At 34.4% G+C, this 26,199-nt stretch carries 29 protein-coding genes and 1 riboswitch; of the genes, 5 read left to right on the top strand and 24 right to left on the bottom strand.

The features are described from left to right. Positions 1-114: 114 nt before the first annotated feature. Both ACX9TM_RS07205 and ACX9TM_RS07200 read right to left on the bottom strand, forming a co-directional pair. Positions 115-432: a hypothetical protein gene (locus tag ACX9TM_RS07205; protein ID WP_000502205.1), complete on the bottom strand. Its 318-nt coding sequence runs from the start codon at positions 430-432 to the stop codon at positions 115-117. A gap of 100 nt (positions 433-532) precedes the next feature. Beyond that, positions 533-727, bottom strand: a complete 195-nt coding sequence (locus tag ACX9TM_RS07200) for a hypothetical protein (protein ID WP_000356684.1) — start codon at positions 725-727, stop codon at positions 533-535. Between the two features lie 334 nt (positions 728-1,061). Here ACX9TM_RS07200 and ACX9TM_RS07195 point away from each other — a divergent pair, with 334 nt between their 5' ends. Then, the gene (locus ACX9TM_RS07195; protein WP_065212133.1) at positions 1,062-1,640 is read left to right on the top strand and encodes a GNAT family N-acetyltransferase; all 579 of its coding nucleotides are present in this window, start codon (positions 1,062-1,064) and stop codon (positions 1,638-1,640) included. A 35-nt stretch (positions 1,641-1,675) separates the two neighbouring features. Here ACX9TM_RS07195 and ACX9TM_RS07190 read toward each other — a convergent pair whose 3' ends face one another. Together ACX9TM_RS07190 and ACX9TM_RS07185 are read right to left on the bottom strand one after the other, a co-directional pair. Then, positions 1,676-2,278: a hypothetical protein gene (locus tag ACX9TM_RS07190; protein ID WP_000703101.1), complete on the bottom strand. Its 603-nt coding sequence runs from the start codon at positions 2,276-2,278 to the stop codon at positions 1,676-1,678. A gap of 88 nt (positions 2,279-2,366) precedes the next feature. Then, positions 2,367-2,522: a hypothetical protein gene (locus ACX9TM_RS07185; RefSeq protein ID WP_000461432.1), complete on the bottom strand. Its 156-nt coding sequence runs from the start codon at positions 2,520-2,522 to the stop codon at positions 2,367-2,369. A 260-nt stretch (positions 2,523-2,782) separates the two neighbouring features. On the opposite strand from ACX9TM_RS07185, the gene ACX9TM_RS07180 reads away from it, so the two are divergent. Continuing rightward, positions 2,783-2,968, top strand: coding sequence for a YkvS family protein (locus ACX9TM_RS07180; RefSeq protein ID WP_001165082.1), 186 nt, complete (start codon positions 2,783-2,785; stop codon positions 2,966-2,968). A gap of 48 nt (positions 2,969-3,016) precedes the next feature. Here the strand turns inward: ACX9TM_RS07180 and queF are convergent, their stop codons facing one another. Genes queF through queC form a run of 4 tightly spaced genes read right to left on the bottom strand, consistent with a single transcriptional unit; the run spans position 3,017 to position 5,395 of the window. Beyond that, positions 3,017-3,514: a preQ(1) synthase gene (gene queF, locus ACX9TM_RS07175; protein WP_001986050.1), complete on the bottom strand. Its 498-nt coding sequence runs from the start codon at positions 3,512-3,514 to the stop codon at positions 3,017-3,019. Positions 3,515-3,532: 18 nt separating this feature from the next. Next, positions 3,533-4,249 carry a 7-carboxy-7-deazaguanine synthase QueE gene (queE, locus tag ACX9TM_RS07170; RefSeq protein WP_000036294.1) on the bottom strand — a complete coding sequence of 239 codons (717 nt, stop codon included), beginning with the start codon at positions 4,247-4,249 and terminating at the stop codon, positions 3,533-3,535. Next, on the bottom strand, positions 4,242-4,733 hold the full coding sequence (gene queD / locus ACX9TM_RS07165; RefSeq protein ID WP_000368414.1) for a 6-carboxytetrahydropterin synthase QueD: 492 nt from the start codon (positions 4,731-4,733) through the stop codon (positions 4,242-4,244). Before queD ends, queE begins: the two co-directional genes overlap by 8 nt. Then, complete coding sequence (gene queC, locus ACX9TM_RS07160) at positions 4,733-5,395, bottom strand: 7-cyano-7-deazaguanine synthase QueC (RefSeq protein ID WP_000711595.1); 663 nt, start codon at positions 5,393-5,395, stop codon at positions 4,733-4,735. Before queC ends, queD begins: the two co-directional genes overlap by 1 nt. Positions 5,396-5,488: 93 nt before the next feature. Then, positions 5,489-5,532: riboswitch (PreQ1 riboswitch) on the bottom strand. Positions 5,533-5,738: 206 nt separating this feature from the next. On the opposite strand from queC, the gene kinB reads away from it, so the two are divergent. Beyond that, positions 5,739-6,947, top strand: coding sequence for a sporulation sensor histidine kinase KinB (gene kinB / locus ACX9TM_RS07155; protein WP_000964154.1), 1,209 nt, complete (start codon positions 5,739-5,741; stop codon positions 6,945-6,947). A gap of 11 nt (positions 6,948-6,958) precedes the next feature. Here the strand turns inward: kinB and ACX9TM_RS07150 are convergent, their stop codons facing one another. The 4 genes from ACX9TM_RS07150 to ACX9TM_RS07135 form a co-directional block, all read right to left on the bottom strand. Next, positions 6,959-7,075, bottom strand: coding sequence for a DUF6254 family protein (locus ACX9TM_RS07150; RefSeq protein WP_000038355.1), 117 nt, complete (start codon positions 7,073-7,075; stop codon positions 6,959-6,961). 108 nt (positions 7,076-7,183) lie between these two features. After that, the gene (locus ACX9TM_RS07145) at positions 7,184-7,717 is read right to left on the bottom strand and encodes a DinB family protein (protein ID WP_000941961.1); all 534 of its coding nucleotides are present in this window, start codon (positions 7,715-7,717) and stop codon (positions 7,184-7,186) included. Positions 7,718-7,854: 137 nt separating this feature from the next. After that, complete coding sequence (locus ACX9TM_RS07140) at positions 7,855-9,549, bottom strand: M3 family oligoendopeptidase (protein WP_065381902.1); 1,695 nt, start codon at positions 9,547-9,549, stop codon at positions 7,855-7,857. Positions 9,550-9,705: 156 nt separating this feature from the next. Then, positions 9,706-10,152, bottom strand: a complete 447-nt coding sequence (locus tag ACX9TM_RS07135) for a MarR family winged helix-turn-helix transcriptional regulator (RefSeq protein WP_000203336.1) — start codon at positions 10,150-10,152, stop codon at positions 9,706-9,708. A gap of 195 nt (positions 10,153-10,347) precedes the next feature. Here ACX9TM_RS07135 and ACX9TM_RS07130 point away from each other — a divergent pair, with 195 nt between their 5' ends. Then, complete coding sequence (locus ACX9TM_RS07130) at positions 10,348-11,844, top strand: DUF3149 domain-containing protein (RefSeq protein WP_065381901.1); 1,497 nt, start codon at positions 10,348-10,350, stop codon at positions 11,842-11,844. 29 nt (positions 11,845-11,873) lie between these two features. On the opposite strand, the gene ACX9TM_RS07125 is transcribed toward ACX9TM_RS07130, so the two are convergent. Then, positions 11,874-12,155 carry an aspartyl-phosphate phosphatase Spo0E family protein gene (locus ACX9TM_RS07125; RefSeq protein WP_000495536.1) on the bottom strand — a complete coding sequence of 94 codons (282 nt, stop codon included), beginning with the start codon at positions 12,153-12,155 and terminating at the stop codon, positions 11,874-11,876. 475 nt (positions 12,156-12,630) lie between these two features. Here ACX9TM_RS07125 and ACX9TM_RS07120 point away from each other — a divergent pair, with 475 nt between their 5' ends. Next, positions 12,631-13,401, top strand: coding sequence for a divergent polysaccharide deacetylase family protein (locus ACX9TM_RS07120; RefSeq protein WP_001234107.1), 771 nt, complete (start codon positions 12,631-12,633; stop codon positions 13,399-13,401). Positions 13,402-13,584: 183 nt separating this feature from the next. Here ACX9TM_RS07120 and cbpA read toward each other — a convergent pair whose 3' ends face one another. The 11 genes from cbpA to ACX9TM_RS07065 form a co-directional block, all read right to left on the bottom strand. After that, complete coding sequence (gene cbpA, locus ACX9TM_RS07115; protein ID WP_001264208.1) at positions 13,585-14,208, bottom strand: cyclic di-AMP binding protein CbpA; 624 nt, start codon at positions 14,206-14,208, stop codon at positions 13,585-13,587. 126 nt (positions 14,209-14,334) lie between these two features. Continuing rightward, positions 14,335-14,964 carry a class II aldolase/adducin family protein gene (locus tag ACX9TM_RS07110; RefSeq protein ID WP_000896006.1) on the bottom strand — a complete coding sequence of 210 codons (630 nt, stop codon included), beginning with the start codon at positions 14,962-14,964 and terminating at the stop codon, positions 14,335-14,337. 325 nt (positions 14,965-15,289) lie between these two features. Then, positions 15,290-17,590: an NEAT domain-containing leucine-rich repeat protein gene (locus ACX9TM_RS07105; protein ID WP_025921764.1), complete on the bottom strand. Its 2,301-nt coding sequence runs from the start codon at positions 17,588-17,590 to the stop codon at positions 15,290-15,292. A gap of 420 nt (positions 17,591-18,010) precedes the next feature. After that, the gene (locus ACX9TM_RS07100; protein WP_000117666.1) at positions 18,011-18,793 is read right to left on the bottom strand and encodes a DeoR/GlpR family DNA-binding transcription regulator; all 783 of its coding nucleotides are present in this window, start codon (positions 18,791-18,793) and stop codon (positions 18,011-18,013) included. A 40-nt stretch (positions 18,794-18,833) separates the two neighbouring features. After that, on the bottom strand, positions 18,834-20,018 hold the full coding sequence (locus ACX9TM_RS07095; protein WP_000862128.1) for a saccharopine dehydrogenase family protein: 1,185 nt from the start codon (positions 20,016-20,018) through the stop codon (positions 18,834-18,836). Beyond that, entirely contained in the window at positions 20,015-21,112 is a 1,098-nt protein-coding gene (gene phnW / locus ACX9TM_RS07090) for a 2-aminoethylphosphonate--pyruvate transaminase (protein WP_065381900.1), read from the bottom strand. The genes ACX9TM_RS07095 and phnW overlap by 4 nt, the downstream gene beginning before the upstream one ends. Before the next feature lie 15 nt (positions 21,113-21,127). Further along, positions 21,128-21,922: a phosphonoacetaldehyde hydrolase gene (phnX, locus tag ACX9TM_RS07085; RefSeq protein WP_000687397.1), complete on the bottom strand. Its 795-nt coding sequence runs from the start codon at positions 21,920-21,922 to the stop codon at positions 21,128-21,130. Positions 21,923-21,943: 21 nt separating this feature from the next. After that, on the bottom strand, positions 21,944-23,701 hold the full coding sequence (locus ACX9TM_RS07080; protein ID WP_000425519.1) for a putative 2-aminoethylphosphonate ABC transporter permease subunit: 1,758 nt from the start codon (positions 23,699-23,701) through the stop codon (positions 21,944-21,946). Further along, a complete protein-coding gene (locus tag ACX9TM_RS07075) occupies positions 23,702-24,703 on the bottom strand; it encodes a putative 2-aminoethylphosphonate ABC transporter ATP-binding protein (protein WP_065381899.1) in 1,002 nt (333 codons plus the stop codon). A 19-nt stretch (positions 24,704-24,722) separates the two neighbouring features. After that, positions 24,723-25,799: a putative 2-aminoethylphosphonate ABC transporter substrate-binding protein gene (locus ACX9TM_RS07070; protein WP_000750893.1), complete on the bottom strand. Its 1,077-nt coding sequence runs from the start codon at positions 25,797-25,799 to the stop codon at positions 24,723-24,725. Positions 25,800-26,027: 228 nt separating this feature from the next. Next, complete coding sequence (locus tag ACX9TM_RS07065; RefSeq protein ID WP_000240799.1) at positions 26,028-26,180, bottom strand: hypothetical protein; 153 nt, start codon at positions 26,178-26,180, stop codon at positions 26,028-26,030. Between the last annotated feature and the right edge of the window lie 19 nt (positions 26,181-26,199).

The following is a 26,199-nucleotide window of genomic DNA, read 5'->3' as shown; positions in this document are numbered from 1 at the left end:
AATTTACCTTATTAAATATATTATACATATACTTTCGTTTCTCGTTACATACTAAAAGATAACTATTATAGAAAAAGATTATTATTATGGAACTTCAATTTATTTATGAAAAGTTTATTCAGAGTGCTCAATGCGCAAAATATCTTTTACAAATATATGATGCGGATTTTCATCTTTATCAATCATTGTACATACCGGAGCCTCTTCATCAAAGTATACAATCATTCCTTCTACGTACTGATATGTATGTCGAACTTGTACAGTTACTTTAATTTCTACTGCTTCTTCATATGCTCTTTTTATTTTCTGAAGCATTTTTGCTGAACATTTTCGTTTCTCTGGATACATAACCATTCCCATAAATCGATTGCCGGCTCTATCTTTCCACATATAATCCCAATGTGGTAAAATGCCTTGTTTAAAATCGCCCATAATTCCCCTCTCCTTTATCTTTTATTTATCCCGCATTAAACGTCCGATTGGTGAAAGGCTACTAATCAGTGAGAGATGCCCTGCTGATCAAAATTCCTCTTTATGAACGTGGCGTTTCTGAATATGTATAAATCACTTGCCCGCCTCGCTGTGCGTTACCAATGAAATGCTTAAAGTCTTCTCTATTTACAACAACTTCTCTGAACGTATAAAATACATCTTTCGTAACAACATACTCCTTTATTTCACCATTTTTTAGCTGATCTAAAATTGTATTTGCTAATTCTTTATCCATGTATTTCACCTCTCTGCAATATTTTATTTTATCGTATATTCTATAGGTCAACAACTGTAAATTTATCCCGCTATTTGCAGGTAGTGCGATTGGTGTTGACTACTAATCAGTCGTGGAATGAACAAAAAATCTTACTGATTAACGTTTCACTTTATCTCGTTGTTATGTCATGATTTTATTTTCGTTATTTCGCAAACAATATCGTTTTACTATATGTCCACTAAATATCATATACTAACATAGCTACTTCTCTATATCAAACATTTCGGCATTCAATTATGCAAAGTTCCATACCACTATGCTACAATATACAAATAGAACTAGGAGGGATACTATGATTCGGAAAGCAAAAAAGACAGATGCAATGGCAATAGCTCCTTTATTGTATAATGCTCTGCATGAAATTGCTGAAAAAATCACAGGTAGCACAGATGAAGCAGAAGTATTACTAGGACTTGAGACATGGTTCTCAAAAGAAAATAACCGTCTGAGCTACGAAAACTGTTTTGTCTATGAACAAGACGAGAGTGCAGTTGGAGTTATTGTCGCTTATCACGGTAGTGAAGCAACACAGCTTGACGCACCAATTGTACATCACTTAAGAAAATTACATAAAGATGAATCAATTACGTTAGAAAAAGAAGCTGAGCTTGATGAGTATTACATTGATACACTATCAGTTTCAAGTGCACACGGCGGAAAAGGTATCGGTTCTAAATTAATTGAAGCTGCCGAAATCTATGCAACTGAAAAAGGGCATGAAAAAATCGCTTTACTTGTTAATTTAGAAAACACACGCGCCTATTCACTATACGAAAAGTTAGGTTATAAAAAAGATGAAATTGTTATGCTAGTAGGCGAACCTTATGCTCATCTCGTAAAACCATTAAACGTCAAAATTTCTGTATCTTAAAAAGAAAGCACACGATTTATATAAATCGTGTGCTTTTATGTTAAATTCGTATTTAATATATTTCCATCCATCGCCTCGTGAAACGTATATGTTGTACATCCCCATGGCTTTCTATGCAAAATAGGCGAACCAGACCATCCCATTGCCCTCAGCTCCGTTCCAATCATCGAATTAAAATAATTATGACCTACAAGAGCAATACTTCCATGTACGAGAGCATAACGATGTAATACGTAAGCTGCTTGCCTTGCCCTCTCTCTTACTTCCTTATAAGATTCAACATTTTTATGGTAACCAAGTATCCATAATGCTCGTCCAATACACATCCATACGTTAAGTTTACACTTCAACCATTTTGGCGCATAAAAGCTCGCCGGAACTGCCGCTTCCCTAAAAAGAGAATTTTGTATAAAACATAAAGAATCCATTAATTCAGCTGCTGACTGTACAGCACACTTTTGATCACTCGTTACAATCAATTTCGCTACTTCAACCGCTTCTCTTGTTTCCAATGGTATAGGTTGTTTTTCTGTTATAGTATGTAAGTCATATCCTTTTATCCATTCATGAAAGGATGTAACCGTCATTGGTTCTATAGTACAATCTAAGCGACCATGACGAATAAAAGAAATCTTCATTCTTTTCACTCTCCATTCATCACTTATGAACTCTATTATGCACTAGTTCTAAACATCATACCACGCAAGAAAATAAAGTTATATACCTTTACATCTCCCCACCACTATCATGTGTTATCGAAGCATGGATACCATCCATCCCATCAAAATATGTACTCGTATCATATTGACGAATCTTTTTTAAATGCATATAAGAAAATAAAAATAAAATTAAAGCTATAACACTCCCCACAAATTCAAACATCATTTTACCGCCTCTAATTTCTCCCACTTCAGCAGGTTATTCTACTTTTTCATTATACCTCGATATAAAGATTCTCGCATTTTTGCTATTTTTTTCAAAAAACATGGATTTTCTACATATTTTCTTACAAAAAGTGAATATTTTTCGAATTTTTACTTTGGAAACATTTACAAAGTAGGAAATATGGTTCAAAATAGGAGGAAATAAAAAAAACCAAATTTATTCTTTTTTTGGGAAAACTGTAACAAGGAGAGTTGCTTATGCAGATCGCAGAAACTGGAGATATCATCGAATTTAAAGGTGGAATGCAAGGCCGTGTTCAAAAAGTAAATCAAAACTCTGTTATTGTTGATATAACAATTATGAAGAATTTTAGAGAACTAGATATGGAACCTCTTACAGTTGTAAGTCATAAAAACTATACTGTCATTAATCAAAATGCATAATATAATAGAAAGAAAGGGCCTGTATAGTATACAGGCCCTTTCTTTCTATTAACGATTATCAATTGTTTCCGGATATAGATCGTGGTTCATCATGCGGTAATCAGCCATTTGTTCATACTTCGTCCCTGGGCGCCCGTAGTTGCAGTATGGATCAATTGAAATGCCACCACGTGGTGTGAATTTCCCCCATACCTCAATATAACGTGGATCCATTAATTTAATTAAATCGTTCATAATAACGTTCATGCAATCTTCATGGAAATCACCATGATTGCGGAAACTAAATAAATACAACTTTAAAGATTTACTCTCTACCATTTTTTGCTCTGGAATATAGCTAATATAAATTGTTGCAAAATCTGGTTGTCCTGTTTTCGGGCATAAACTTGTAAATTCAGGACAATTGAATTTTACAAAATAATCACGGTTTGGATGATTATTATCAAATACCTCTAATATTTCTGGGCTATATTCAAATAAATATTTTGTATTTTGATTCCCTAGTAATGTTACATCTTTTAAATCTTCATCTAATCTTCCTGTCATTTTAAACATCCCTTCTCGTTATACGCCGCGCTTATTTCCCCATACTAACGCATGAAGCTGAGGCAATACTTTTGCATCATTCATCTCTTTACAATTTACAGCTTTATCAATCAGCCATTCATACTTATCTAATAATTTTTTTATAAGCATCGCATCATCCACTGTTTTTGTATCATCGTTTCCTACTTGTAAGAAAAATGGTACCTTTGGATAACGTTCGTGCATCTTAACTGCATATTCAAAATCATGATCATCGAATACTACTACTTTTAAACTAATATCTTTTCCTGCTAGTTTCTGAATAATAGCATCTAATCTCTGAAAATCTGTTTTCATCGTTGAACTTGGTGGTTTTGGAGAAATTGTTATCTCATCAATTTGAAGTAACCAATCTTGCCATTTACTCCCTTGCGTTTCAATTGCCGTTCGCATTCCATTTTCTTTTAATATAGAAAGAAGAAACTCAATATTTTTCAATAATGCCGGATTTCCACCTGAAATCGTAACATGAGAAAAATTTTCTCCTCCAATTGCAACAAGCTCATCCCAAATATCTTCTGGTGTCATCTGTCTAATTTGATCTTTAGCTGATCCATCCCACGTAAAAGCAGAATCACACCAAGCACAGCTATAATCACAACCAGCTGTACGGATAAACATTGTCTTTTGCCCTACAACCATTCCTTCACCTTGAATAGTCGGACCGAATATTTCTAAGACAGGGATTTTACTCATCAAGCATCCACTCCCGTCTTACTTCCGCATAACTAGTCGGCGTCTCAAATAAACGAACAAATTCAACGCGGGCTCCTTTATATTCGTTCACTCTATTCTCTTTTGTTAGTGCTTCTGCCATCTTTTCATAAATCCAAACGACCATATTTTCAGCAGTCGTATTCATTGCAGGTAACGTTTCGTTTAAATAACGATGATCTAGATAAATTTCTATTTCATTCTTCCAAATTTCTTTTATATCTCCAAAGTCAATTGCAAGACCTATTTCATTTACATATCCACTAATTCCAAATACAACTTTATATGTGTGACCATGTAAGTTTTTACATTTCCCTTCATAACAGTGTAAATGGTGTGCTGCATCAAATGTAAATTCCTTGCTGACCATTACTCTTTTATTATGGTATTTGAGTTGTTTACGCTGAATATCCTTGTCCATTTTTTGCAAATTCTCTACGATGCGAAATCCAAAAAAGTTATCCATTAGTTGTTCGCTCCTTCGCGTTCTTGTAGGTACGTATCTAATCCTGCTTTACGAAGTTGACATGCTGGACATTCACCGCAACCATCACCAATGATTCCGTTATAACATGTTAATGTTTTTTCTCGAACAAACTCAAATGCTCCAAGTTCATCTGATAATTTCCATGTTTCAGCCTTATCAATCCACATAAGTGGCGTGTGAATGACAAACGGGTAATCCATAGATAAATTTAAAGTAACATTTAACGATTTCACAAACACGTCACGGCAGTCTGGATAACCACTGAAATCAGTTTCACATACACCCGTTACAATATGACGTGCTCCAACTTGTTTTGCTAATACAGCAGCAAATGATAAGAAGAGTAAATTTCGTCCATCTACAAATGTCGATGGCAATTCACCTTCTTCATGTGTAATCTCCATATCCGTTCTCGTTAACGCATTTGGAGCAAGTTGATTTAATAGACTCATATCTAATACCGTATGCTTTATTCCTAGTTCTTTTGCAATTTCCGCTGCACAATCAATTTCTAGCTTATGACGTTGATTGTAATTAAACGTTACAGCTTCTACCTCTGCAAACTGCTCTATTGCCCAAAATAAACATGTCGTACTATCTTGTCCTCCACTAAAAACAACAACTGCTTTTTCTTTTTTCATTTCACTCATTCTCCTTCTCTACTATAAATAAGAAGAAAGAACGTTCTTGAACTGTCACAATAAAAAAACAAAACAATACCTAAGGATATTGTTGTTTCCATAGTTTTTTATAGAGGGAGTTCGCGAACCTCTCCCGCACGGTGCACGGAATTTCTTCTTTCATTGACATAGCTTATTGTAACATATTGTATACTAGCGTAAAAATTTCTGATTTTTCCGCTATTTATTATTTCATTTCTTTCATTTTATAGTATGATTAATTTAATATAAGAAGAGAGGAGGCATCCCACTGAAATCCTTTATTATTTATCTCTTTTTAAATATATTATTCATCCTGATTACAATGCTCGTATATCATTTATTTTGGAATCAAAAAGGGAAACGCTCTCCTAAATTAAATTCAGCTATATTCATTGTACTCTGTTGCCTCGCTACCGTACTCTGTATTACATTTGCAGCAAAAACAAATAATGGTTTTCAATTTGATATGCGCCATATTGTATTAATTGTCGGTACATTAACGGGAGGGCCTATTGCTGGTGGTTCTATCTTAGTTGTATTAAACATATATCGCTTATTATTAGGTGGGGTAGGTGTTTTCCCATCTCTTATCGGTTCTGTTCTTCTATTTATTGTTCTATTATTAACATATAAATTTTTCAATCGAACTTCTAATCGTATAAAAATAACACTTGCTATTATCTACAGTCTCACATACGGATTTAGTTGGATACCCTTCTTCCTTTCAAAGGTTACAAATAAGACTGATTATATACCGCATATTATTGTGTATGAATTATGTTCAATGCTTGGTACGATTCTAATTTTATATTTACTACACATATTACAAACTCAGGTTCGTCTCCAAAATGAACTTATAAATGCTGAAAAGTTTCATTTAATTGGTGAAATGGCAGCGTCTATCTCTCATGAAATTCGCAATCCATTAACTTCAACGAAAGGTTTTTTACAACTGTTACAATCAGATACATGCACTGAGCAGGAACGAAAATTATATATCGACATTGCCATTAATGGCATCGAACAAGCAAATCATGTTCTTACAGATTATTTAACCTTTGCTAAACCAAGCATTGAAAAAGAACAAATATTACAGTTAGAAGAAGAATTACTACATGCATTGTCGCTAATTACACCGCTTGCTAATTTAACAAATGTACGTACTCATTATATAAAGCAAAGCACTTCTTTTTTTATCGCTGGAGAAAAGCAAAAACTAAATCAATGTTTATTAAATATTTTAAAAAATTGCATTGAGGCTATGCCAAAAGGCGGTGATCTTTATTTCACATTAGTTCCTGATCATAAGCATATTCAGTTATATATAAAAGATACAGGAGTCGGTATGGATTCAGAACAAGTAAAACGTCTTGGTTCGCCCTTTTATTCAACGAAAGAAAAAGGTACTGGACTTGGAATGATGGTCGTATTCAGTGTTGTTCAAGCTATGAATGGAAAAATTGATATTATAAGTGAAAAAGGAATCGGTACAACCTTTTTATTAACTTTTCCACTCATACAAAAAACGTGATGAAATACTCATCACGTTTTTTCTGTTCCTTCAACTAATTCAGCAAAAGCTTTCACTTTTCCGTGCGGTTGTTGATTTTCTTTACGTGCTTTCCAGGCGCGCTCTTCTTCTCGCTTCTTCTTAGACATGTTTTTTCAACTCCTTCTTTTCTTTCTTATTTCTCCATGTAGTATTCCAAAATAAGAAAGAAAACTATGCACGTATCAAAAAAGAAGTGGTTTCCCACTTCTTCCACTTTAGCGTTGCAAAATTGCATGTTTCGCCTCTTTTAACTGCGTAAGATGTCTTTGTTCATGCAAATCAAGAAATTGAACCCATTGATACAAATTCAGATCATTAAAAACAGGATGCTTTAATCCATTTTCAAATAGATCTTTTTCATCTATAACACTATGAAGCGCGTGTAATAGTTCTTGGCGTGAATGTTCTAGCAATTGAATTCCTTGCTGTTTTTTCATTAAAGTTTCTGTTGGTTGCATTTGCTGAGGAGCTTCTCGTTTATGTGTGCGATCAAGCGTAAGTTGGAGGTCTTTAAATGGAGTCATGTTTCTTTCATTTTTTTGTAAAGCATATACAAGGGCAGACGTGACAGATTGTTCAACTAAATGCAAGTGGTGTAAAATTTGAATAATACTCCATTTATCACGGCGTGGCTTTACATTCACTTCTGTGTCATTTAACATTTCAATTTCTGATAATAGCGTGCTTCGAGTAGCCTGTAATGAGTTTACTAAACTTTCTAAACTTACATCCATATTAGATTGAAGCATACTTGTTCCCCCCTTTTGTTGGTGAAAAGAGGTGCTCCTTATTAGAAACACCCCTTTAGTATTCTGAATTTTCTTTTATTATCTCATCATTTTCCCATTATGTCGATGTTAAACATGTGAAAAAAAGCGCATGTTTTTTACAATTTTGTGTCGTCAATCGCATGTAACCATGCTTCAATTTCTGTAATAACACTTTTCACACAGCCTTCAGCAAATGGTGATGTTAAATTTGCAACCTCTACTAATTCTAAGAACGATTTACTTCCACCTTGTTGGCACAGATTCACATAATCTTCCCACGCCTCTTGTCTATTATCTCTTGCACGTTTCCAAAATTGTAGCGCACAAATTTGAGCAAGCGTGTAATCAATATAATAGAACGGTGAGCTATAAATATGCCCTTGACGTTGCCAAAAACCACCGCGCTCTAAATAATCATTCTCCTCATAATCACGATGTGGTAAATATTTCTTCTCTATGTTACGCCATGCTGTCTTACGCTCTTCAGGTGATGCTTCAGGATTTTCATATACATAATGTTGATATTCATCAACAGATACACCATAAGGTAAAAACAGAAGTGCTGAACTTAAGTGAGAGAAGTAATATTTATTTGCATCTTCTTCAAAGAATAGCTTCATCCATGGCCATGTAAAGAATTCCATACTCATAGAGTGGATTTCACACGCCTCATATGTTGGCCAATTATATTCTGGAATTTCAAATTTACGACTTTCATATACTTGGAAAGCATGACCTGCTTCATGTGTTAATACATCAATGTCACCAGATGTTCCATTGAAGTTTGAGAAAATAAATGGCGCTTTATAATTCTCAATATATGTACAATATCCGCCACCAGCTTTTCCTTTTTTCGCAACTAAATCTAATAAATCATTATCTAGCATGAAATTGAAAAATTCATCTGTTTCAGCCGATAACTCTTTATACATTGTCTTTCCATGATCAACAATCCAATCCGCATCTCCTTTTGGAGTTGGGTTACCTGTAGCAAACTCAAAGTTTTCGTCGTAATAAGCTAACTTCTCTACACCGATACGTGCTTGTTGTCGCTTTCTTAATTCCGTTGTAACGGGAACGATATAATCTAGCACTTGCTGACGGTAATTAGCCACCATCTCCGCATTATAATCTGTACGGTACATTCTTGCATATCCAAGTTCAACAAAGTTTTTGAAACCTAAAGATTTTGCGATTTTCGTTCTCACTTTAACAAGCTCATCATAAATACGATCTAGTTCTTCCTCATTTCCAGCTAAAAATCCGTAGTATGCTTCACTTGCTGCTTTACGTTCGCTTCTTTCTTTTCCTTGCATAAACGGAATCAGTTGCGATAACGTTCTTTCTTCTCCAGCAAAGTCAATTTTTGCAGATGCTAATAACTGTGTATATTGCGATGATAATTTATTTTCTAATTGTAAATCTTTCACGACTTCATCTGAATATGTTTTTAAATCACATTCTGCTAGAGCAAATAATTGTTTTCCATAATACGCCTCTAATTCTTCACGAAATGGAGAATTAATGAGTGCCTTATAATATTTTGTACCATATCCTTGTACAACTGGAGAGAATTCATCAAAGAAATCCTGCTCCTCCTTATAAAAAGTATCCGTCGTATCAACAGAATGGCGAATGTAACAAAGGTTTCCCATTGTACCAAAATCGTTGCGAATCTCATTAATTGAATGAATGACTTGTTTTTGTTCTTCTACAGTTTTTGCGTTATCAAACTTCTCTAAAGCAACAGTAAATTTCTCTTTTAACTCTTCAATATTTGGGCGTTTATATTCATAGTCTTTAAATGACATGAACGAGCCTCCTCTCCATTACATACCTTTATTATAATTCAATACGTATTCTTGAATTCCCTCTTAATTTTCAACAAATTTCGGCAGTGATTGCCCTGAGCTCATTACAAATAAAAAAGCCTTGGATTTATTTATCCAAAGCTCCTTTGGAACATATTATTTTTCATACTTCCCAATTTTTTTTAATAAATCAAGTAATTCATCTTTTTCATCTTTCGTTAACATTTCAAAAGACTGATGTATAACTTTCTCATGCCCCGGAAAAATAGAAGCAATAAAGTTCTCGCCAGACTCAGTTAATTGCGCGTAAATAACACGTCTGTCATTCGGACATGGAATTCTCTTTACTAATCCCTTTTTCTCCAGCTTATCTACAACATATGTAATGCTGCCACTAGCTATTAAAATACGCTCACCAATTTGCTGAAGTGGTTGACCGCCTTTATGATATAGCAGTTCTAATACAGCAAATTCAGTTGGATTTAACCCGTTACTTTGTATAGATTTATTTGTAGTATCCATAACAGAACGATGTACACGAGATAATGCAATAAATACTTTTAAAGATTGAGAAATATCTTCTCGTTCATTATTTGATGTCATACAACTTTCAACCCTTCACTTAAATTCTCAGCAATAAAAAGAAAATGCCAGTTCATACTTCCTGTGGATTCCGAATGAGCATTCACTCATCCATTTCCTCTCCCCTAATATATTAAGAATCATTCTTGAATAAAAACATGACAATTTTAACATAGTTTATATATAATGATAATAAAAAAAGAAGGAGTACCACATTTGAAAGTCAAATTCCAAAGCATAATTGTATATATATTGCTTGTTATCCTACCGACAATAGGGATTGGTGCTACATTTTATTCGTATCATACATATAAAATGAAACAGGAAAACAAATTATCTGCTCATACAGTTCTCTTTTTATATAGAGATTATTTGGATCATCATCTTGGTGAAGCAATTTCTGCTTTAGACATGCTTGCAAAAGTTGTAGGCACCGAGACTGGTAATATAAATGGTATTAAACAAATTGTACATGATACAGATGGAAACGATGCACGCTTTTCTGGTCTATATTACGCTACACCAGAAGGAGTCATTACAATCGCATCTGAAGATGAATCAAAGCCTATAGATGTTTCAGACCGTAAATATATTCAAGACGCGCTCCAAACTAAAAAAACCACTGTATCATCAGTCATTACTGATCGCATTCTTGGACATAAAGCTATTATGATTGCTGCCCCCATATTTAATAAACAGAAGGAGCTCTCAGGATTATTATTAGCTAGTTTACGCTTTGATTACATTTCATCTTCTTTAAATGCCATTAAACCACAATACCATTTTGAGGTAACTGATAAACATGATGTAGTTTTTCTAACCGATGATAATAACGACACAAGTGATACGCATTCTAATATGCTTACTACCCCACTCCAAAGATTAAATTGGAAGGTCTCTGTTTCTCCATTACCTATTCATCAAAAAACCTTATACCAGTGGGTTGCAATAGAGTGTATAGCTACTTTATTTTTAATGTCTATTTTATTTTTACTTGCTCAATATATGTTGTTAAAACGTCAAACAAAAATTGAAAGGCAACAAAATGAACTACAAAAAATTGAATTAGTTGGAACTTTTGCAGCGAGTACAGCACACGAAATCCGTAATCCTCTTACTGGAATTAAAGGACTCGTCGCTCTATTAAAAGAGAAATATAAAGATGAGCAAGATCAGTTCTACTTTTCCGTAATTGAACAAGAAATAGAGCGAATCAATGAAATTGTAAGTGAATTTCTTATTCTCGGAAAGCCAACCGCCATCATCGAACAAACGTATGATGTAAGAAAAATTCTAAATGAGGTAGCATTAATTATTCAATCTGAGGCGAATTTACATAACATTGTATTCCATTTACATTTGCCAGACCATCCTGTTCATATCCGTTGTTCGAAAGACCATATGAAACAAGTGGTTTTAAACATTACAAAAAATGCAATTGAGGCCATGACTTCTAGTGATACACTAACCATTGTAGTAAAAAACAATGAAACACACGCACAATTGCAGATTATAGATACTGGAAAAGGGATTCCGCAACATATTCAAAAACACCTCTTTCATCCGTTCTTTACTAATAAAGATACTGGAACAGGTCTTGGACTTGTCATATGTAAACGAATTGTAGAGATGTATAATGGGCATATTTTTATTGACAGTACAGAAAACGAAGGAACAACAGTTCATATCGAAATTCCGTTACACATAGTATAATTATCCTTATCCTATAAGGGTAATTATACTTATTTCATAAAACCAGCCACAAGCATTCGCCAAAAATTATTTGATTTTCCTTCATACCCGATTTGGAAAATAGGTATTTTTATAATTGAAAACCATTTCGGTGTTTGTTTTTCTTTATAACATTGATATTGTAAAATAAGCTTGTCCAATTCTTGACTAACTTGAATTGTCTCCCTGCTATTTAGCCCACTTGTTAATCCTAGTTGAATCATTTCTTCACGTTTCATATGAATATCACGTGAAAGCTTTTCTAATGTGTACTTCCTTTTTACAGTAAACATCCATATCCCCCTTATTATACTTCCATGCTCTTAACTTCACTTCTCCATTGACTTTTTTAACTACTTAATCATATGCAAATTTGAAGAATCAGAAATTTTAACATTTTCTCCCTGTAATTTACAAATCTTTACCCTCACTTTGAGAATTATTACAAATTATTCTATCTTTGTAAATACATTCGCAATAATAGACATTTTTTTCATCTTGTTTTTTTATAAATGCTACGTAAACCGTGGATTCTTAATTTTCCACCTACTTTTCTTCGACATTTTTTGTTTAATTTATATAAAAAAGCAAAACATAATGATGATTGATAAAGTGAAACTTTAATCAGTGTTTTTTGTTCAGCCCCCACTGATTATTAGCATTCACCAATCGGGTAGGCAGTGAATCTCCCACCTATCCAGCCCAATGTTGAGGTGGGAGTCTTACTCCCCACAAATAGCGGGATAACAATAGAAAGGAAATATTTATATGCGAAAATATACGATTGCATTATTCATCATTGTTTTGTTTTTACCGTCCTTCTTATTTCCTATTCAAGCAAATGCTCATACGAATAAAGTTGCTATTGTCATTGATGATTTCGGAAATAATATGAAGGGGACTAATCAAATGTTATCACTTCCCATTCCACTCACTGTTGCTGTTATGCCTTTTCTTCCTTCCACAAAAGAAGATGCAATAGCTGCCCATAAGAAAGGCCATGAAGTTATTATACATATGCCAATGGAACCTATAAAAGGTAAAAAAGAATGGCTTGGGCCGAAAGCAATTACAACTGATTTAAGCGATGAAGAAATAAACAACCGACTTGAACAAGCGATTCAAGAAGTACCGCATGCAATTGGAATGAACAATCATATGGGGTCAAAAGTAACAGCGGATGAAAGAATTGTTCGCCTTATACTTGCTGCTTGTAAAAAACACGGTTTATTTTACTTAGATAGTAAAACGAATCCTAATAGTGTCGTCCCAAAAATCGGAAAAGAATTAGGAGTTCCTATTATTGAAAACCAACTATTTTTTGATGATGTGTATACAGCAGGACATATTTCAAAACAAGCCCAATTACTCATCAAAAAAATTCAAGAAAAACCTATTATGGTAGCTATCGGGCATGTGGGCCCTCCAGGTGAAATTACATCACGCGTTATTGAAACTTCTATCCCTAAAATTCGTGAGCATGCAGACTTTATTTTCTTATCTGATCTAGCATTATCCCCGCCCCCTGTTTCAAAATAAAGTTCATTACTCACATAAAGTGAAACTTTAATCAGCCCTCACCAATTGGGCTTTTATGGGCAATCCGTCCCCCCACTTAACTTCTTTACTTGCGCTGAATTTTGAGGCTCGGATTTTACTGCCCACAAATGGCGGGACAAAAAAGTACCTATCTGTATATAACAGATAGGTACTTTTTTTAACTTAAATATAATCTACATGACTCACTCTGAATCCTTTTTTCTCTATTTTTCCGATTAATTGCTTTAATCTTGTTTCATCTAACTCATCTGATATATTTACAATAACGCGGCGGATATATTGATCACCGTTATCTAACGTAAATAGGCCACCGATATTATATGCTTTTAACAATGTCCCAAGCTCTTTAATCGTTCCCTTACAATCTTGTGTTGCAATTGTTAATATATAACCACCTGTTCGCATACCAAATGAATCTTCAATAACATCAAATATATTCGAATGCGTTAACATACCGACAAATTCATTATAATCATTTAGCACGGCTAAAAACGGAAGCCGACGAATTACATAAAAAGCTCTGAAGAATGAATCCTTTTCAAAAATAAATGCATTGGAATCATCAAGCATATCCCCTGCACTTACATGCTCTAATCCGCTATTGCATTTTTTTTCTAATAAATCTACTTTATAAATAATCCCCGTGAATTTCTTCTCATCTTCTGCTAATACCGGGATGGCTCGAAATCCCGTTTCGTTCATCATTTGCAGTGCCTCTTCACCAGAATCATTTATCTTGCAAAATGTTACTTGCTGCTTTGGCAGAAAATGATATTTAACTCGCAAAATATGTTCCTCCTTACATGTCAACATGTAATCTATATATAATAAGGAGACCTATATTTTATGAGTGAAATTATTTTTAAAACGCTTTCATTTGTTTATTAACTTGTAGCCATATCACATCCATTTTTATATAACAGAGCTCCTTGCACCCTTAATCATTAATAACTTTACATGATAGTTCATTAAATATTCTATACCCTCTAGCCATTTTTTCGCTTCTTCTGGCGTTTTTCCCCACACAATCATGCCGTAATTATGAACAAGAACTACTCCTCCACCTTCAATGAAATTCGGAACATTGCTTTCTAATAAATCAGCGAATTTTTTTTCATCTTCTACAATTGGAATTGTCATTTCTGTTATACCTTCTTTTCCGAAAACACGCTCCACACTGCGTTTATCGAACGTTACTTCTCCTTCTTCCCCATATAACTCTGATATTAAATGACTATCTACAGTCTGCACTTGTAAAATACATCCTGCACTACTTTTTTTATAAATATCCGCATGCATAAATGACTCTGCAGCTGGTTTTTCTTCATTTTCAAATACTGACTCGCACATGCAATTTACGACAATAAAATCTTCTTCCGAAAATAGCCCTTTATCTCTTCCCTCAACATTTACTAAAAATGTTAACGGCTCTTTTGACGTACATAGCGATAAGCTAATTTTGGTACCATAAAACCAATCACGAAGTGCCAATTCAGATTTCACATCTTTTAATTCATTCCATTTCTTCAGAAAAAATAACATTTCGTCACCCCCGACATAATATTCATATAAGGTTCGAATCCTTTCTATGTAAAAGGAATATTTTTTGATTATTCTAAAAATTTAATTGAATTATCACATGAGAACGCTTTTTTGTCAATATAGTTTCGTGGTTCTTCTTTAAAATAGGCTATTCATATGTCTATACTCCTATCTATTTCATTTTGCACATAAAAAATACGCTATTCTTTAATTAAAGAATAGCGTATTTTCCTCATTTTTTATTCCGCATTAACGGGCAGCCCGATTGGTGAGGGCTACTAATCAGTAGGGAATGAACAAAACCCCCACTGAATAAAGTTTCACTTCATTTCTTTATTGCATTATACAAAAACTGTGCGTATTGTTCACGTGTTACGAAATTATCTCCTAAAAAATTCCCTTCCCCGTCGCCTTTTGATATTTTATTATCCACTAAAGCTTTCACATATCCTTTCGCCCAATGGCCATTTGGTACATCTTTAAAATTCTCTGCACTATTTTCATTTTCTTTTAACTGAAATACTCTTTGTAGTACTACTGACATTTCATATCGAGTTAATACTCCATCTGGACGGAACATACCATTTCCATAGCCTGTCATAATTCCAGCTTGAACCACTGCATCAATAGCCGTTTCATACATATTTCCTTTCGTATCTGTAAATGCCGTTTTTTGTTCTAGATTATTTTCTAATTTTAAATACCTTTGTATTAGAAGTGCTACTTGTCCACGAGTAATGTTATCACCAAATCCAAATTCACCATTTCCATAGCCTATAAATAATTTTTCTTTCGCTAAGTAATTAATTGCTTCTTCTGACCAATGTCCCTTTGGTACATCTTTAAATTCTACCACTTCTGTTTTCTCATCTTCTTTAGATGTATTACCGTCTTTACTTTCTACTACATTTTGAATAACAGATCCTGTAAAGAAGATTCCTGTATCCGCGAATGGATCTTTCACACCAAATTCATATACTTTCTCACCTGGTGTACTCCATTTCACTACACCATTACTATACGTACCATTATCGCTCTTCAGACGGATTTTCGTAGAAATCTCACCATCTTTTTCATATATAGGTACTTTTACTTCTTTATTTACTTCTGTTTCCTCTAAAAATACTTTTTGATTTTGGACATTAATATAAGCCGTCTTACTTAGTTCTATAACTGGTCGGACATCACGGATTTCATTTGCAACAAAACTTAGAAATACTAATTTTTTTAAATTACTAACTGGTGATAAGTCTGAAATATAATTCGCTTCTAAATCAAGCTTTTGTAAGTTTACTAAACTTGATAATGGAGTAATATCCTTTAACTCATTGTTAGGTAAGTGTAATTGTTTTAACTGTGTCATCTTACTTAGAGGAGTAACATCTTTTATTTCATTTTTCCCGATCCACAATTCTTCTAATTGCTTCATTTGCTCAATGCCAGATAAATCTTTAACTTTATTACGTGTTAATACTAAGTCTGTTAAAGGTAATGAATATAACGCTTTAATATCTTCAATTTGATTACCTGCTAAAGTTAAGTATGTTACATTTTTTAAAGCGCTTAATGGAGCAACGTTCTTAATTTTATTATTTGCTAAATTCAAGTAATCTAGTTGTTCCATTTTCGCTAATGCTGTTACATCTTCTATTTGGTTGCCTGATAGATATAAACTTTTTACATTTTTCATTTCAGTTAGTGGTGCAACGTTTGTAATTTTATTATTACTTAAATCAAGAGATTCTAAATTATCCATCTTAACAAGTGGCGTTACATCTGCAAATTCATTACCACGCAAAGCTAAATGATTTAATTGCTTTAAGTTCGCAAAGAACGACGGGTCTTTTATCTTCGCATTCGCAACTGTTAAAGATTTTAAATTTGGCATATATTTTAATGCACTATAATCAAGTATCTCATTTGTATTTAAAAACAAATCCTTTACTTGTAATAAATCTTCTTTCGTAATTGGTGTATTTAAATCTTTTCTATTAAATACTTTTTTATTAACAAGCTCTCTTAATTTGTTATCTGTTATCATATTTTGATTATCAACTGGATTATCCGTTTCCGTATTTCCTGAATTAGAGTTATCATCTGGTTTCTCTGTTTCTTTGTTACCTACAGTTGGATCTTTAATTTCAAATTGAACTTGATATTTGTGATCATATCCAATAGCTGGAATAAGTATATGCATTTGCATATTGTGCTTCTTCTCAAACTCGCCAATTTCAAATTGAACTACTTTCGTTCCATTCTTCCTCTTATCTTCTGACAAAACCTTCACATCATGAAATACACCAGGCTGGTTTTTATCTTCTATTCTAAGATATTGAAAATAATCGCTATCTTGCATTGTTACAGTGACAATTTTTTTGCCAGCTGCAATCGTTACTTTAGGATCTTTTATATATTGAGAAACCATAGATGGCTCGTCTTTTTGGTCCTTATATATTTTAATTTCAGTATCATACGTGCGATCACTCGCTGCTGCTACCGATTGATTTGCTTCAACTTTTAATGCCGCTAATGCTGGAGTAGAATACGTAGCAAATGGAATTGCTAATGTTGTCGCTACTACTAGCGCCTTCATATAATTTTTTTTCAAAATAATATCCCCTATCATATACAATTTTTATAATTGATAACCCTTATCAATTACCCACAAATAAATGATAATGAATATCATTATCATTGTCAATGAGAATATTACATTAAATTTATATTTTTAAAGATAAAAAATAAAAAGCCCTTTATTCAAAGGGCTTTTTTACCTATCGTATGAAGAATTTCACTTTTTTCCTTCTCATTGATGACACCAATTTTTTGCAAAATATTCGCGTACAATACAAGTTTATTATATATTCGTTCTGACATGTTCTCCCTTCTTTCCTTCGACCAACTTTTTTTGTATTGGTAAATTATATGAAAGAGATGAGAAAATGTGTCCACTTTTTGCATAAATGCAAATCTTTTATTTTACGATTTGCAGACAATAAAACTCCCTCCTAAAAATTAGGCGGGAGTTTAGGCACTTTCACTTTATTTAACAAACTGTCCACTGAATATTATGCTTCATAAGTTCTTCTTCAAAACTATATGGCATTTTTTTATCACAAATTACATGTTGAATACGTGAAAATGCTGCTATACGATAATTCCCTTTCACGCCTACCTTCGTATGATCACATAAAATATATGTCTTCTCAGCTAATTTCATCATCGCCTCTGACAATTTCGCTTTCTCTAATTCAAAGCTGGAAACTCCAAAACTAGGTAATAACCCATCAATCGAAACGAACGCTTTATGAAAATGGAATTGCTGTATTACTTGCTGAGAAATAGACCCTGATACACGCGAATGCTTTGGAGATACTTTTCCACCTATAAATAAAACTTCACCGTGAAACATCTTTTTATTAATAGAAGAAATTAATTGTGTTGCGACTGGAAATGAACTTGTTACAATCGTTAAGTTTTTACGATGAACAAGGTATGGAACCATTTGAAGCGGTGTACTTCCATCATCAATTGCAATGACATCACCATCTTCTACAAATGTCGCTGCTTTATAACCAATTCTTTTCTTCTCTTCTATATGTAACATTTCTCTTTCTAACATTGGCGCCTCTACCCCAGCGCCTGGAAGTTGAACAGCTCCACCATACACTTTTTTCAGCTTCTTTTCACGATCTAATTCTTCTAAATATCGACGAATCGTTTCTGTTGATACAGCAAATTCTCTCGCTAATTCTGAAACCTTTACTTTTCCTTTAAATTCTACCTTTTCAAGAATGGTTCGCTTTCTTTCTTCTCCTACTACAGACATAGATTCACCTCATTTATATCTCCCTCATAAGCTTCCTTGCTTATACAAAGTTATAATTTTCTTTATAAGTAGAAACTTCTTCATGAATATGAATACCGCGCTTTGCTAGTTCATCAAAAATTAATTGTGGATTTTCAAAAGCTTCTTCAGGCGTAACAACACCCACCCTACTTACATTTCCAGTTGCAATTAACTCTGCAGCAATCCCAAATGGAATACCGACGTTTCTCGTATACGCCCTTAATTTTTCCCATCCTACAACAGAACCATCAGATAACGGATGTGTATGATATAACACATGTCTTTGCTTCTCATTATTTTTCATACCTATTACTTCTACATGAAGTGCATAACCATAAAGCTCTGTTTCTTGTCCTTCTTTCGATTGCAATAAATACTGCGAAATACAATCCATAATGCCTATTTCTTTCCCGTTTATTTCAATCTGATCATTACGCAATATGCCGTAATCATATAAAGCACGTACAAGTTGCATATTTTGCTTCGGCCAAGTTCCTCTCGTCTCTATCAGTTTGACACCTTTATTTTCTAGTGCCTTTGCTAACGTAATCGTTTCAGAATGCGGAATGATATACTGCGTTTCCTTACCATAAGGCGCTGGCAATTCTATTTCTCTCGGACGCGCAAACGGAAGTACTTGTTTAAATTCACCATCTTCATACACTGTACGCGATGGTAAATGTGGATCATATTCATATGTCGTTGTCTCTGTAATTGAAGCAGAAAAAGCAATCGGACGATACGAACCGTGACTTACGCGGACAGACTCTACAGTATCCAGTTGATTTGCTGCATGCATTGCCATCATTTGCGTTACACCTGGCGTCATGCCAAACCCAGGCAAACATGTTTTTTCATTTTGAACAAATATAGCATGCGATTCATTTTCTTCACCAAATCCATTTAAGTTCACACCGTGGCAGCCTGCTTCTGCAATACAGCGAGTCGACAATCCGTTTAGCTTTATCGTCGTACCATCCAATACAATGTCATAACCTTTCATTTTTGCAACCGTATCCTCGTGATTCGTTACATCTACTTTTACAAAATCAACACGAGGATCGTTGAGCCATTCTACTACTTTACGGCCTTCTTCCTCGTTAAAATCGGCTACAGTAATCGTCTCAAAAGATGAAAATTGAATTAAATCCAAAATAGCTTCACGACAAATTTTACCTGCTCCACCTAAACAAAATACTTTCACCCAATAACAGCTCCTTTAGCAATACTATCAACTAAGCGATTAATATCTTCTTCATGTACATCACCTATATTTCCAATCCGGAACGTATCTACTTTCGAAATTTTCCCAGGGTAAATAACAAATCCATAGCATTTTAATTCGTTATATAACTGTTGAAACTCGAACTCCCCTTTTGGATAAATGAAAGATGTAATAATAGGAGATTGATATTTCTCATCTACTAGTGGCTTAAATCCGATTTCTCCCATTCTATTCACTAGTAGTTTTTGATTGTTGTAATATCGATTGTAACGTGCTCTTACTCCACCTTCTTTTTCTAACTCAAGTAGCGCTTGATAAAAAGCATGTACAACATGTGTAGGTGAAGTAAAACGCCATTTCCCATTTTGTTTTTCCATCGTTTCCCACTGATCATATAAATCAAGAGATAAAGAGCGTCCTTGCCCTTTACACTTCAATAATTCATCACGTTTTGCGATTACAAATCCGAATCCAGGAACCCCTTGAATACACTTATTCGCACTACTAATTAAAAAATCAATTTGTAAATCAGCAATGTCTATTTCAATCCCGCCGAAACTACTCATCGCATCAACAATTGTAACCTTTCCATACTGCTTTCCTAATTTACATACATCTACAATTGGATTTATAATGCCTGTCGTTGTTTCACAATGAACAACTGCAATATGCGTAATCTCTTTATCTTCTTCCAATAACTTTTCTACTTCTACAATATTAGTAGGTTCCCACTCTTCTGTTTGGCTGACCACTACATCAATCTGTAACATCTCTGCCATTTGTACAATGCGCTTACCGTACGCACCATTTGTACAAACGAGAAGCTTCCCATTTCCCTGAATAACAGAGCCAATTACTGCTTCAACTGAAAACGTACCGCTTCCTTGCATTAACACTGTTGTATATTTCTCTTCTTCCTTCGTCGCTAACGATACAAGTTTAGCTCTTACTTCTTGCACCATCGTATTATATTCAACATCCCACGTACACCAATCGTATAGCATAACTTCTTTTACTGATTTTGTTGTCGTTAATGGTCCTGGTGTTAATAATAAGTAGTGATTTTCATTCATGATCCCGTACCCCTTTTATGAAATAATAAGTTCTTGTTTCTCGATATGTTCCATTACGTTTTCGAGCTCCTGCATCGTTTCAATCGTAAAATGAGCCCCATTTTCAACAAACCGATTACGAACTATTTCTATTTTTTCACGAAGCTCTACCGAATCCATACTCTCCACTTCCTCTTCCGTTAAACCGAGCTCACTACTTCCAAGAATTACACCAACTGTCCACATTCCAGCATTTCTACCTTCTTTCATATCTGATACTGTGTCCCCTACCTTTATCATATGGTTCATCGGATACACACCAAGTTCCATTGCATTTTTATAGCACATCCATGGGTATGGGCGGCCTGCTGGAACATCATCTGGCGTAACAAGAAAATCAGGTTTATATCCTTGTAACGCTGCTTCCTTTGCTACAATTTCCATCATTTCTCTCGTATAGCCCGTTGTTGAACCGATTTTAATGCCTCTCTCACGTAAAGAAGCGATTACTTCTTTTACCTCATCAATCGGCGTAGCATAACTTGGTAAAATAGAAAAGAGAATTTCTTCAAACTCTTCATACATCTCATGGATGTCTGCTTCTGTTGGTAATTGACCGAAGACACGCTTCCACTCATCCGCAATACGAGGCATTTCTGTTAGTGCCCTTACATGATCTATTTTTAATAATCCCATTGGCTTACGTGCTTCTGCTGCTGTAATTTCAACGCCACGTTTTTGAAAAATCTTCATGAATACTTCTAGCGGTGCAAAACATCCGTAATCAACTGTCGTACCTGCCCAATCAAAAATAACTGCTTCTATTTTCATTCAATCCATCACCCTTCTCACTTATCTTTTTTGCCATTGTGACGTTCGGTTACGAAGTGCTTTCGTTCCCCATTCATATACAACTCTTACTACAATATTTGTAACAACAATAAGTACACTCATTGCAGCTGCTGGCGCTACATTTCCTGCATCATCCATATTTACGATTGATACGGCCGCTAGTTTAAAGTCAGCTGCGTATAAGAATACAACCGCTGACACAGTTACCATCGAATTTACGAAATAGTACATGACCATTTCTAAAATTGCTGGTAAACACATTGGTACTGTTACTCGGAAGAATGTTTTATAAAACGGAATACCCATCGACTGCGAAACAAGCTCAAACTCTCGGTCTAATTTCTTTAAGGCAGTCGTTGCCGTGACAAATGTTACAGAATAAAAATGAATGATATTTACTAGTACTAATACAGCAATTGTTCCGTATAAAGAATGAAACGGATTCGTTACTGATAGTCCAAGAATTTGAATCGTTGGTTGACTAAAGAAAAAGACATATCCTAATCCGAGTACTAAACCTGGTATCGCTAACGGCACTATAGAGAAAAAGTAACCTGTTTTTCTGAAAAATTGTAGCTGGTCTATTTTCTCAATTGCATATGCGAATACAAATGTTAAAATCGCCCCAATAACTGCTGTAACTGCTGAAACAATTACGCTATTTTTAAATGCTTCAAGTCCATCTCCTGTTAAACTTGAAAAATTAAAATGCTCAAATGTAAAACTCATATTATATGGCCATACTTTCACACTTGCAGCAATACCAACTGCAACAAATAATAGAATGATCATAAGTGTAATCACACTACAATATATGAATGAGATTACATCTCTTTTCTTATTAGCTATTATTCTGTATGGTACTGCTTTTGAAGATAAGAAATTCGCCTGCTTTCTTTGCGTAATACGATCAACTACAAATGCGAATATAGCTGGGATTAATAAAATCATTCCGACAGTTGCACCCATCGGCATATTTTGCTGTCCAATTACTTGTTTGTATACGTCAGTAGCAAGCACATTATATTGACCACCAACAATTTTTGGTGCCCCAAAATCAGTAAAACTAAGTGTAAACACAACAAACATTGCACTAATTAATCCGTACTTTACACTAGGTAAAGTAACCGTGAAAAATTGCTTTGTTTTACTCGCCCCTAACATATTAGAAGCTTCATATAAACGATAATCAGATCCTTGGAAGGCAATTAGCAATATAAGAAAGGCTTGTGGAAATGTATACATAACTTCAGCTATTACAATTCCTATTGGTCCATATAAAGGGATTTGTATACCTTCAAATAAACCAAACATTCCTTTCGTTACTAGCCCTTGATTACCAAATAAATATGTAAGTGCTATACCGTGCATCATCGTTGGTGCGAACAATGGTAATAACGCTACATACTGAAATACACGCTTTCCAAAAACATTCGTACGGGCAATTGCATATGCGTAAACGAATGCGATTGCAACTGAAATAATTGTTGTTGCGCCCGAAATCCATACTGTATTTTGTAAAGACTGCACTAAAGTTGGTGTTGTGAAATATTTACTGAAATTCGCTAAACCAACGAAAACTCCATCTTTATTATAAAAAGCCTGTGTAAATAGTTGTAATAGCGGTAATACAAGTATGATAAGGAAAGAAAAAATCATACCGATAATTACGAGCCGTTGGATCCATTCCTCTTTCCCTATACTTCTCTTAATCTTTTTTTTCGTACTTTCTACCTTATAGTTTTCTAACATCTCCATCTATACAATGACCTTCTTTCCATATGACAACATATGATTTTCTGAGAAAGAGATTTGAATCGGCTTTCCTTTTCTAATAGCCGTTGCTTCTACTTCTGATGCTAATATATCCACTACAATTTTCTCATTATAAAGGTGTGTGTTTTCTTCTAAGACTCGCACTTCCGTCCGATATACAGATCCGCGAAATTCCATACTTTCCACAACTGTTTTAATACCGTCCTTTTGTACAATTGTTACATGTTCAGGACGAATTGCATGTTCTTCGTTATTTTTCGAAAAGAAATTAATAGAACCAATAAAATCTGCCACAAACGGATTGGCTGGTCTTTGATAAATCTCCTCTGGTGTTCCAATCTGCATAATTTCCGCATGATTCATTACAACAATTTTATCAGCCATCGTTAATGCCTCTTCTTGATCATGCGTTACCATAATCGTCGTTACTCCTATTTTCTCTTGCATATCACGCATTTCCCTACGTAATTTTTCACGCACTTTTGCATCTAAAGCTGATAACGGCTCATCGAGTAACAAAATATCTGGAGACAGAGCGAGCGCACGTGCAAGTGCTACTCGCTGCTGTTGTCCACCAGACATTTGAGCAGGATATTTATCTTTTACATTCAGCAAATCTACAAGTTTTAACGCATCTAGCGCTTTCTCTTTCACTTCTGCTTTCCCATATTTTTTTGTCTTTAAGCCGTATTCAATATTTTCAAGTGCTGTTAAATTCGGAAATAAAGCATACGATTGGAAAACCATTCCGAAGTTTCTCTTTCCAGGAGGCAATGCTGTAATATCTTTTCCATTCACAGCTATACTGCCAGTCGTTGGTTCCTCTAGTCCCGCTAAAATGCGAAGCAACGTCGTTTTCCCACAGCCACTCGGGCCTAATAAACAAACAAACTCATTTTTGTTCACAGTAAAAGAAATATCTTTTAACGCTGTAAATGCATCAAACTGTTTTTGAATGTGTTGAATTGATAAATATTCGCTCATTTTTCTCTCTCCCACTCACTTACTTTTTCGGTTCTGCTTTTTGGCCAAACTCTTTTTCCCATTTTTCTAAAATTTTGTCACGATTTTCTGCTGCCCATTTAAAGTCATTCTTTTTATATAATTTTTCAGTAACATCTTTCGGGAATCCCTCTGGAAGTTTATAATCATTTTTAATTGTCGCAAATCCATTTTTCTCAAAGTATAACTTCATTACATCATCAGTAATTGCCCAATCTAAAAATGCTTGTGCTAATTTATCATTTTTCGCATTATCTTTCTTAATAAGTGCGTTCGCTTCTACTTCCCACCCTAATCCTTCTTTCGGCAGTACAACTTCAACTGGTGCACCTTTTTGTTTCTCTTTTAAAGCACTATAAACCATTGATACACCGACTGGATATTCACCTGCTCCTGCTAATTTCGCTGGTTTTGATCCTGAATGCGTATAACTTGCCATATTATCATGAAGTTTCTTCATGTAATCCCAGCCTTTATCTTCACCCATGATTTGTAGCCATGCAGAAACTGTTAAAAATCCTGTTCCAGATGATGCTGGATGTGGCATAACAAGTGTTCCTTTATACTCTGGTTTCGTTAAATCTTCATATGATTCTGGCATCGGTAAATTTTTCTTCTTTAACTCTTCTTTATTTACAGCAATCCCCGTCATAAATGCAGTATTTCCTACCCATTTTTCAGGTTGCTTATCATCTTTAAATTGCGGAAGAACACGATCTGCTCCTTTTGGAGAGTATCCTTTTAACATATCTTTTTTATCTAAAGCTAATAGACTTGATGCCGCAGTTCCCCATACAACATCTGCTTGTGTATTTTTCCCTTCAGCTAGCAATTTCGCAGTAATAACTCCTGTTGAATCACGTACAATGTTCAATTTCACATCAGGATATTTCTTTTTAAAGGAATCAAGATAAATTGGTACAAGCTCTTCTTCAATTGCTGTGTAAACAGTTAATGATCCAGATAATTTGTCATCTTTCACTTTCGCTCCAGCACTTTCTTCCTTCTTTGCACCACACCCCATTAATAACGAAAATACCATTCCAGTCGCTACAGCTTTAAAGATTGTTTTTTTCACTGTTTCTCTCTCCTTTTACAAATCTTATGTACAACTCAAATATAAACAACTAGTGTAAAAGCAGTATTAAACCAACATTAATCTTTTGTTTGTTGTTTGTTTTTGTGTAATACGTTGCTACTTCTATGTTTTTTCGCATTTTTCTGCTAATAGAAAACACTAAATTTACAAATAATTAAAAAAACCTTTATAATCCCACAAAAAAATGAGGCGTTTGTAAAAAACGCCTCATTTTTGTTTCCCTTTTTTTGAATTACGATTAGCATACTTTGCGCTATTTTCTCCTTCATACTCTAATGCAAATTCTGCATCTGGTAAGCTTTCTTTCGGAGTTTTATTATTATTGATTGCCGCATTTTGTTTCACTTTTCTTTTTACCAATACATTCACCTGCTCTCAA

It is taken from the genome of Bacillus sp. LH1, assembly GCF_057924895.1.
The sequence above is the reverse complement of the archived record's forward strand: the minus strand, read 5'-3'. Positions and strand labels throughout refer to the sequence as shown.

Excerpts from the sequence above, each read along its gene's own strand:
- ACX9TM_RS07205 (WP_000502205.1), bottom strand. The coding sequence starts at position 432 with ATGGGCGATTTTAAACAAGGCATTTTACCACATTGGGATTATATGTGG.
- ACX9TM_RS07200 (WP_000356684.1), bottom strand. The coding sequence starts at position 727 with ATGGATAAAGAATTAGCAAATACAATTTTAGATCAGCTAAAAAATGGT.
- ACX9TM_RS07195 (WP_065212133.1), top strand. The coding sequence starts at position 1,062 with ATGATTCGGAAAGCAAAAAAGACAGATGCAATGGCAATAGCTCCTTTA.
- ACX9TM_RS07190 (WP_000703101.1), bottom strand. The coding sequence starts at position 2,278 with ATGAAGATTTCTTTTATTCGTCATGGTCGCTTAGATTGTACTATAGAA.
- ACX9TM_RS07185 (WP_000461432.1), bottom strand. The coding sequence starts at position 2,522 with ATGTTTGAATTTGTGGGGAGTGTTATAGCTTTAATTTTATTTTTATTT.
- ACX9TM_RS07180 (WP_001165082.1), top strand. The coding sequence starts at position 2,783 with ATGCAGATCGCAGAAACTGGAGATATCATCGAATTTAAAGGTGGAATG.
- queF (WP_001986050.1), bottom strand. The coding sequence starts at position 3,514 with ATGACAGGAAGATTAGATGAAGATTTAAAAGATGTAACATTACTAGGG.
- queE (WP_000036294.1), bottom strand. The coding sequence starts at position 4,249 with ATGAGTAAAATCCCTGTCTTAGAAATATTCGGTCCGACTATTCAAGGT.
- queD (WP_000368414.1), bottom strand. The coding sequence starts at position 4,733 with ATGGATAACTTTTTTGGATTTCGCATCGTAGAGAATTTGCAAAAAATG.
- queC (WP_000711595.1), bottom strand. The coding sequence starts at position 5,395 with ATGAAAAAAGAAAAAGCAGTTGTTGTTTTTAGTGGAGGACAAGATAGT.
- kinB (WP_000964154.1), top strand. The coding sequence starts at position 5,739 with ATGCTCGTATATCATTTATTTTGGAATCAAAAAGGGAAACGCTCTCCT.
- ACX9TM_RS07150 (WP_000038355.1), bottom strand. The coding sequence starts at position 7,075 with ATGTCTAAGAAGAAGCGAGAAGAAGAGCGCGCCTGGAAAGCACGTAAA.
- ACX9TM_RS07145 (WP_000941961.1), bottom strand. The coding sequence starts at position 7,717 with ATGCTTCAATCTAATATGGATGTAAGTTTAGAAAGTTTAGTAAACTCA.
- ACX9TM_RS07140 (WP_065381902.1), bottom strand. The coding sequence starts at position 9,549 with ATGTCATTTAAAGACTATGAATATAAACGCCCAAATATTGAAGAGTTA.
- ACX9TM_RS07135 (WP_000203336.1), bottom strand. The coding sequence starts at position 10,152 with ATGACATCAAATAATGAACGAGAAGATATTTCTCAATCTTTAAAAGTA.
- ACX9TM_RS07125 (WP_000495536.1), bottom strand. The coding sequence starts at position 12,155 with ATGTTTACTGTAAAAAGGAAGTACACATTAGAAAAGCTTTCACGTGAT.
- ACX9TM_RS07120 (WP_001234107.1), top strand. The coding sequence starts at position 12,631 with ATGCGAAAATATACGATTGCATTATTCATCATTGTTTTGTTTTTACCG.
- ACX9TM_RS07110 (WP_000896006.1), bottom strand. The coding sequence starts at position 14,964 with ATGTTATTTTTTCTGAAGAAATGGAATGAATTAAAAGATGTGAAATCT.
- ACX9TM_RS07105 (WP_025921764.1), bottom strand. The coding sequence starts at position 17,590 with ATGATAGGGGATATTATTTTGAAAAAAAATTATATGAAGGCGCTAGTA.
- ACX9TM_RS07100 (WP_000117666.1), bottom strand. The coding sequence starts at position 18,793 with ATGTCTGTAGTAGGAGAAGAAAGAAAGCGAACCATTCTTGAAAAGGTA.
- phnW (WP_065381900.1), bottom strand. The coding sequence starts at position 21,112 with ATGAATGAAAATCACTACTTATTATTAACACCAGGACCATTAACGACA.
- phnX (WP_000687397.1), bottom strand. The coding sequence starts at position 21,922 with ATGAAAATAGAAGCAGTTATTTTTGATTGGGCAGGTACGACAGTTGAT.
- ACX9TM_RS07080 (WP_000425519.1), bottom strand. The coding sequence starts at position 23,701 with ATGGAGATGTTAGAAAACTATAAGGTAGAAAGTACGAAAAAAAAGATT.
- ACX9TM_RS07075 (WP_065381899.1), bottom strand. The coding sequence starts at position 24,703 with ATGAGCGAATATTTATCAATTCAACACATTCAAAAACAGTTTGATGCA.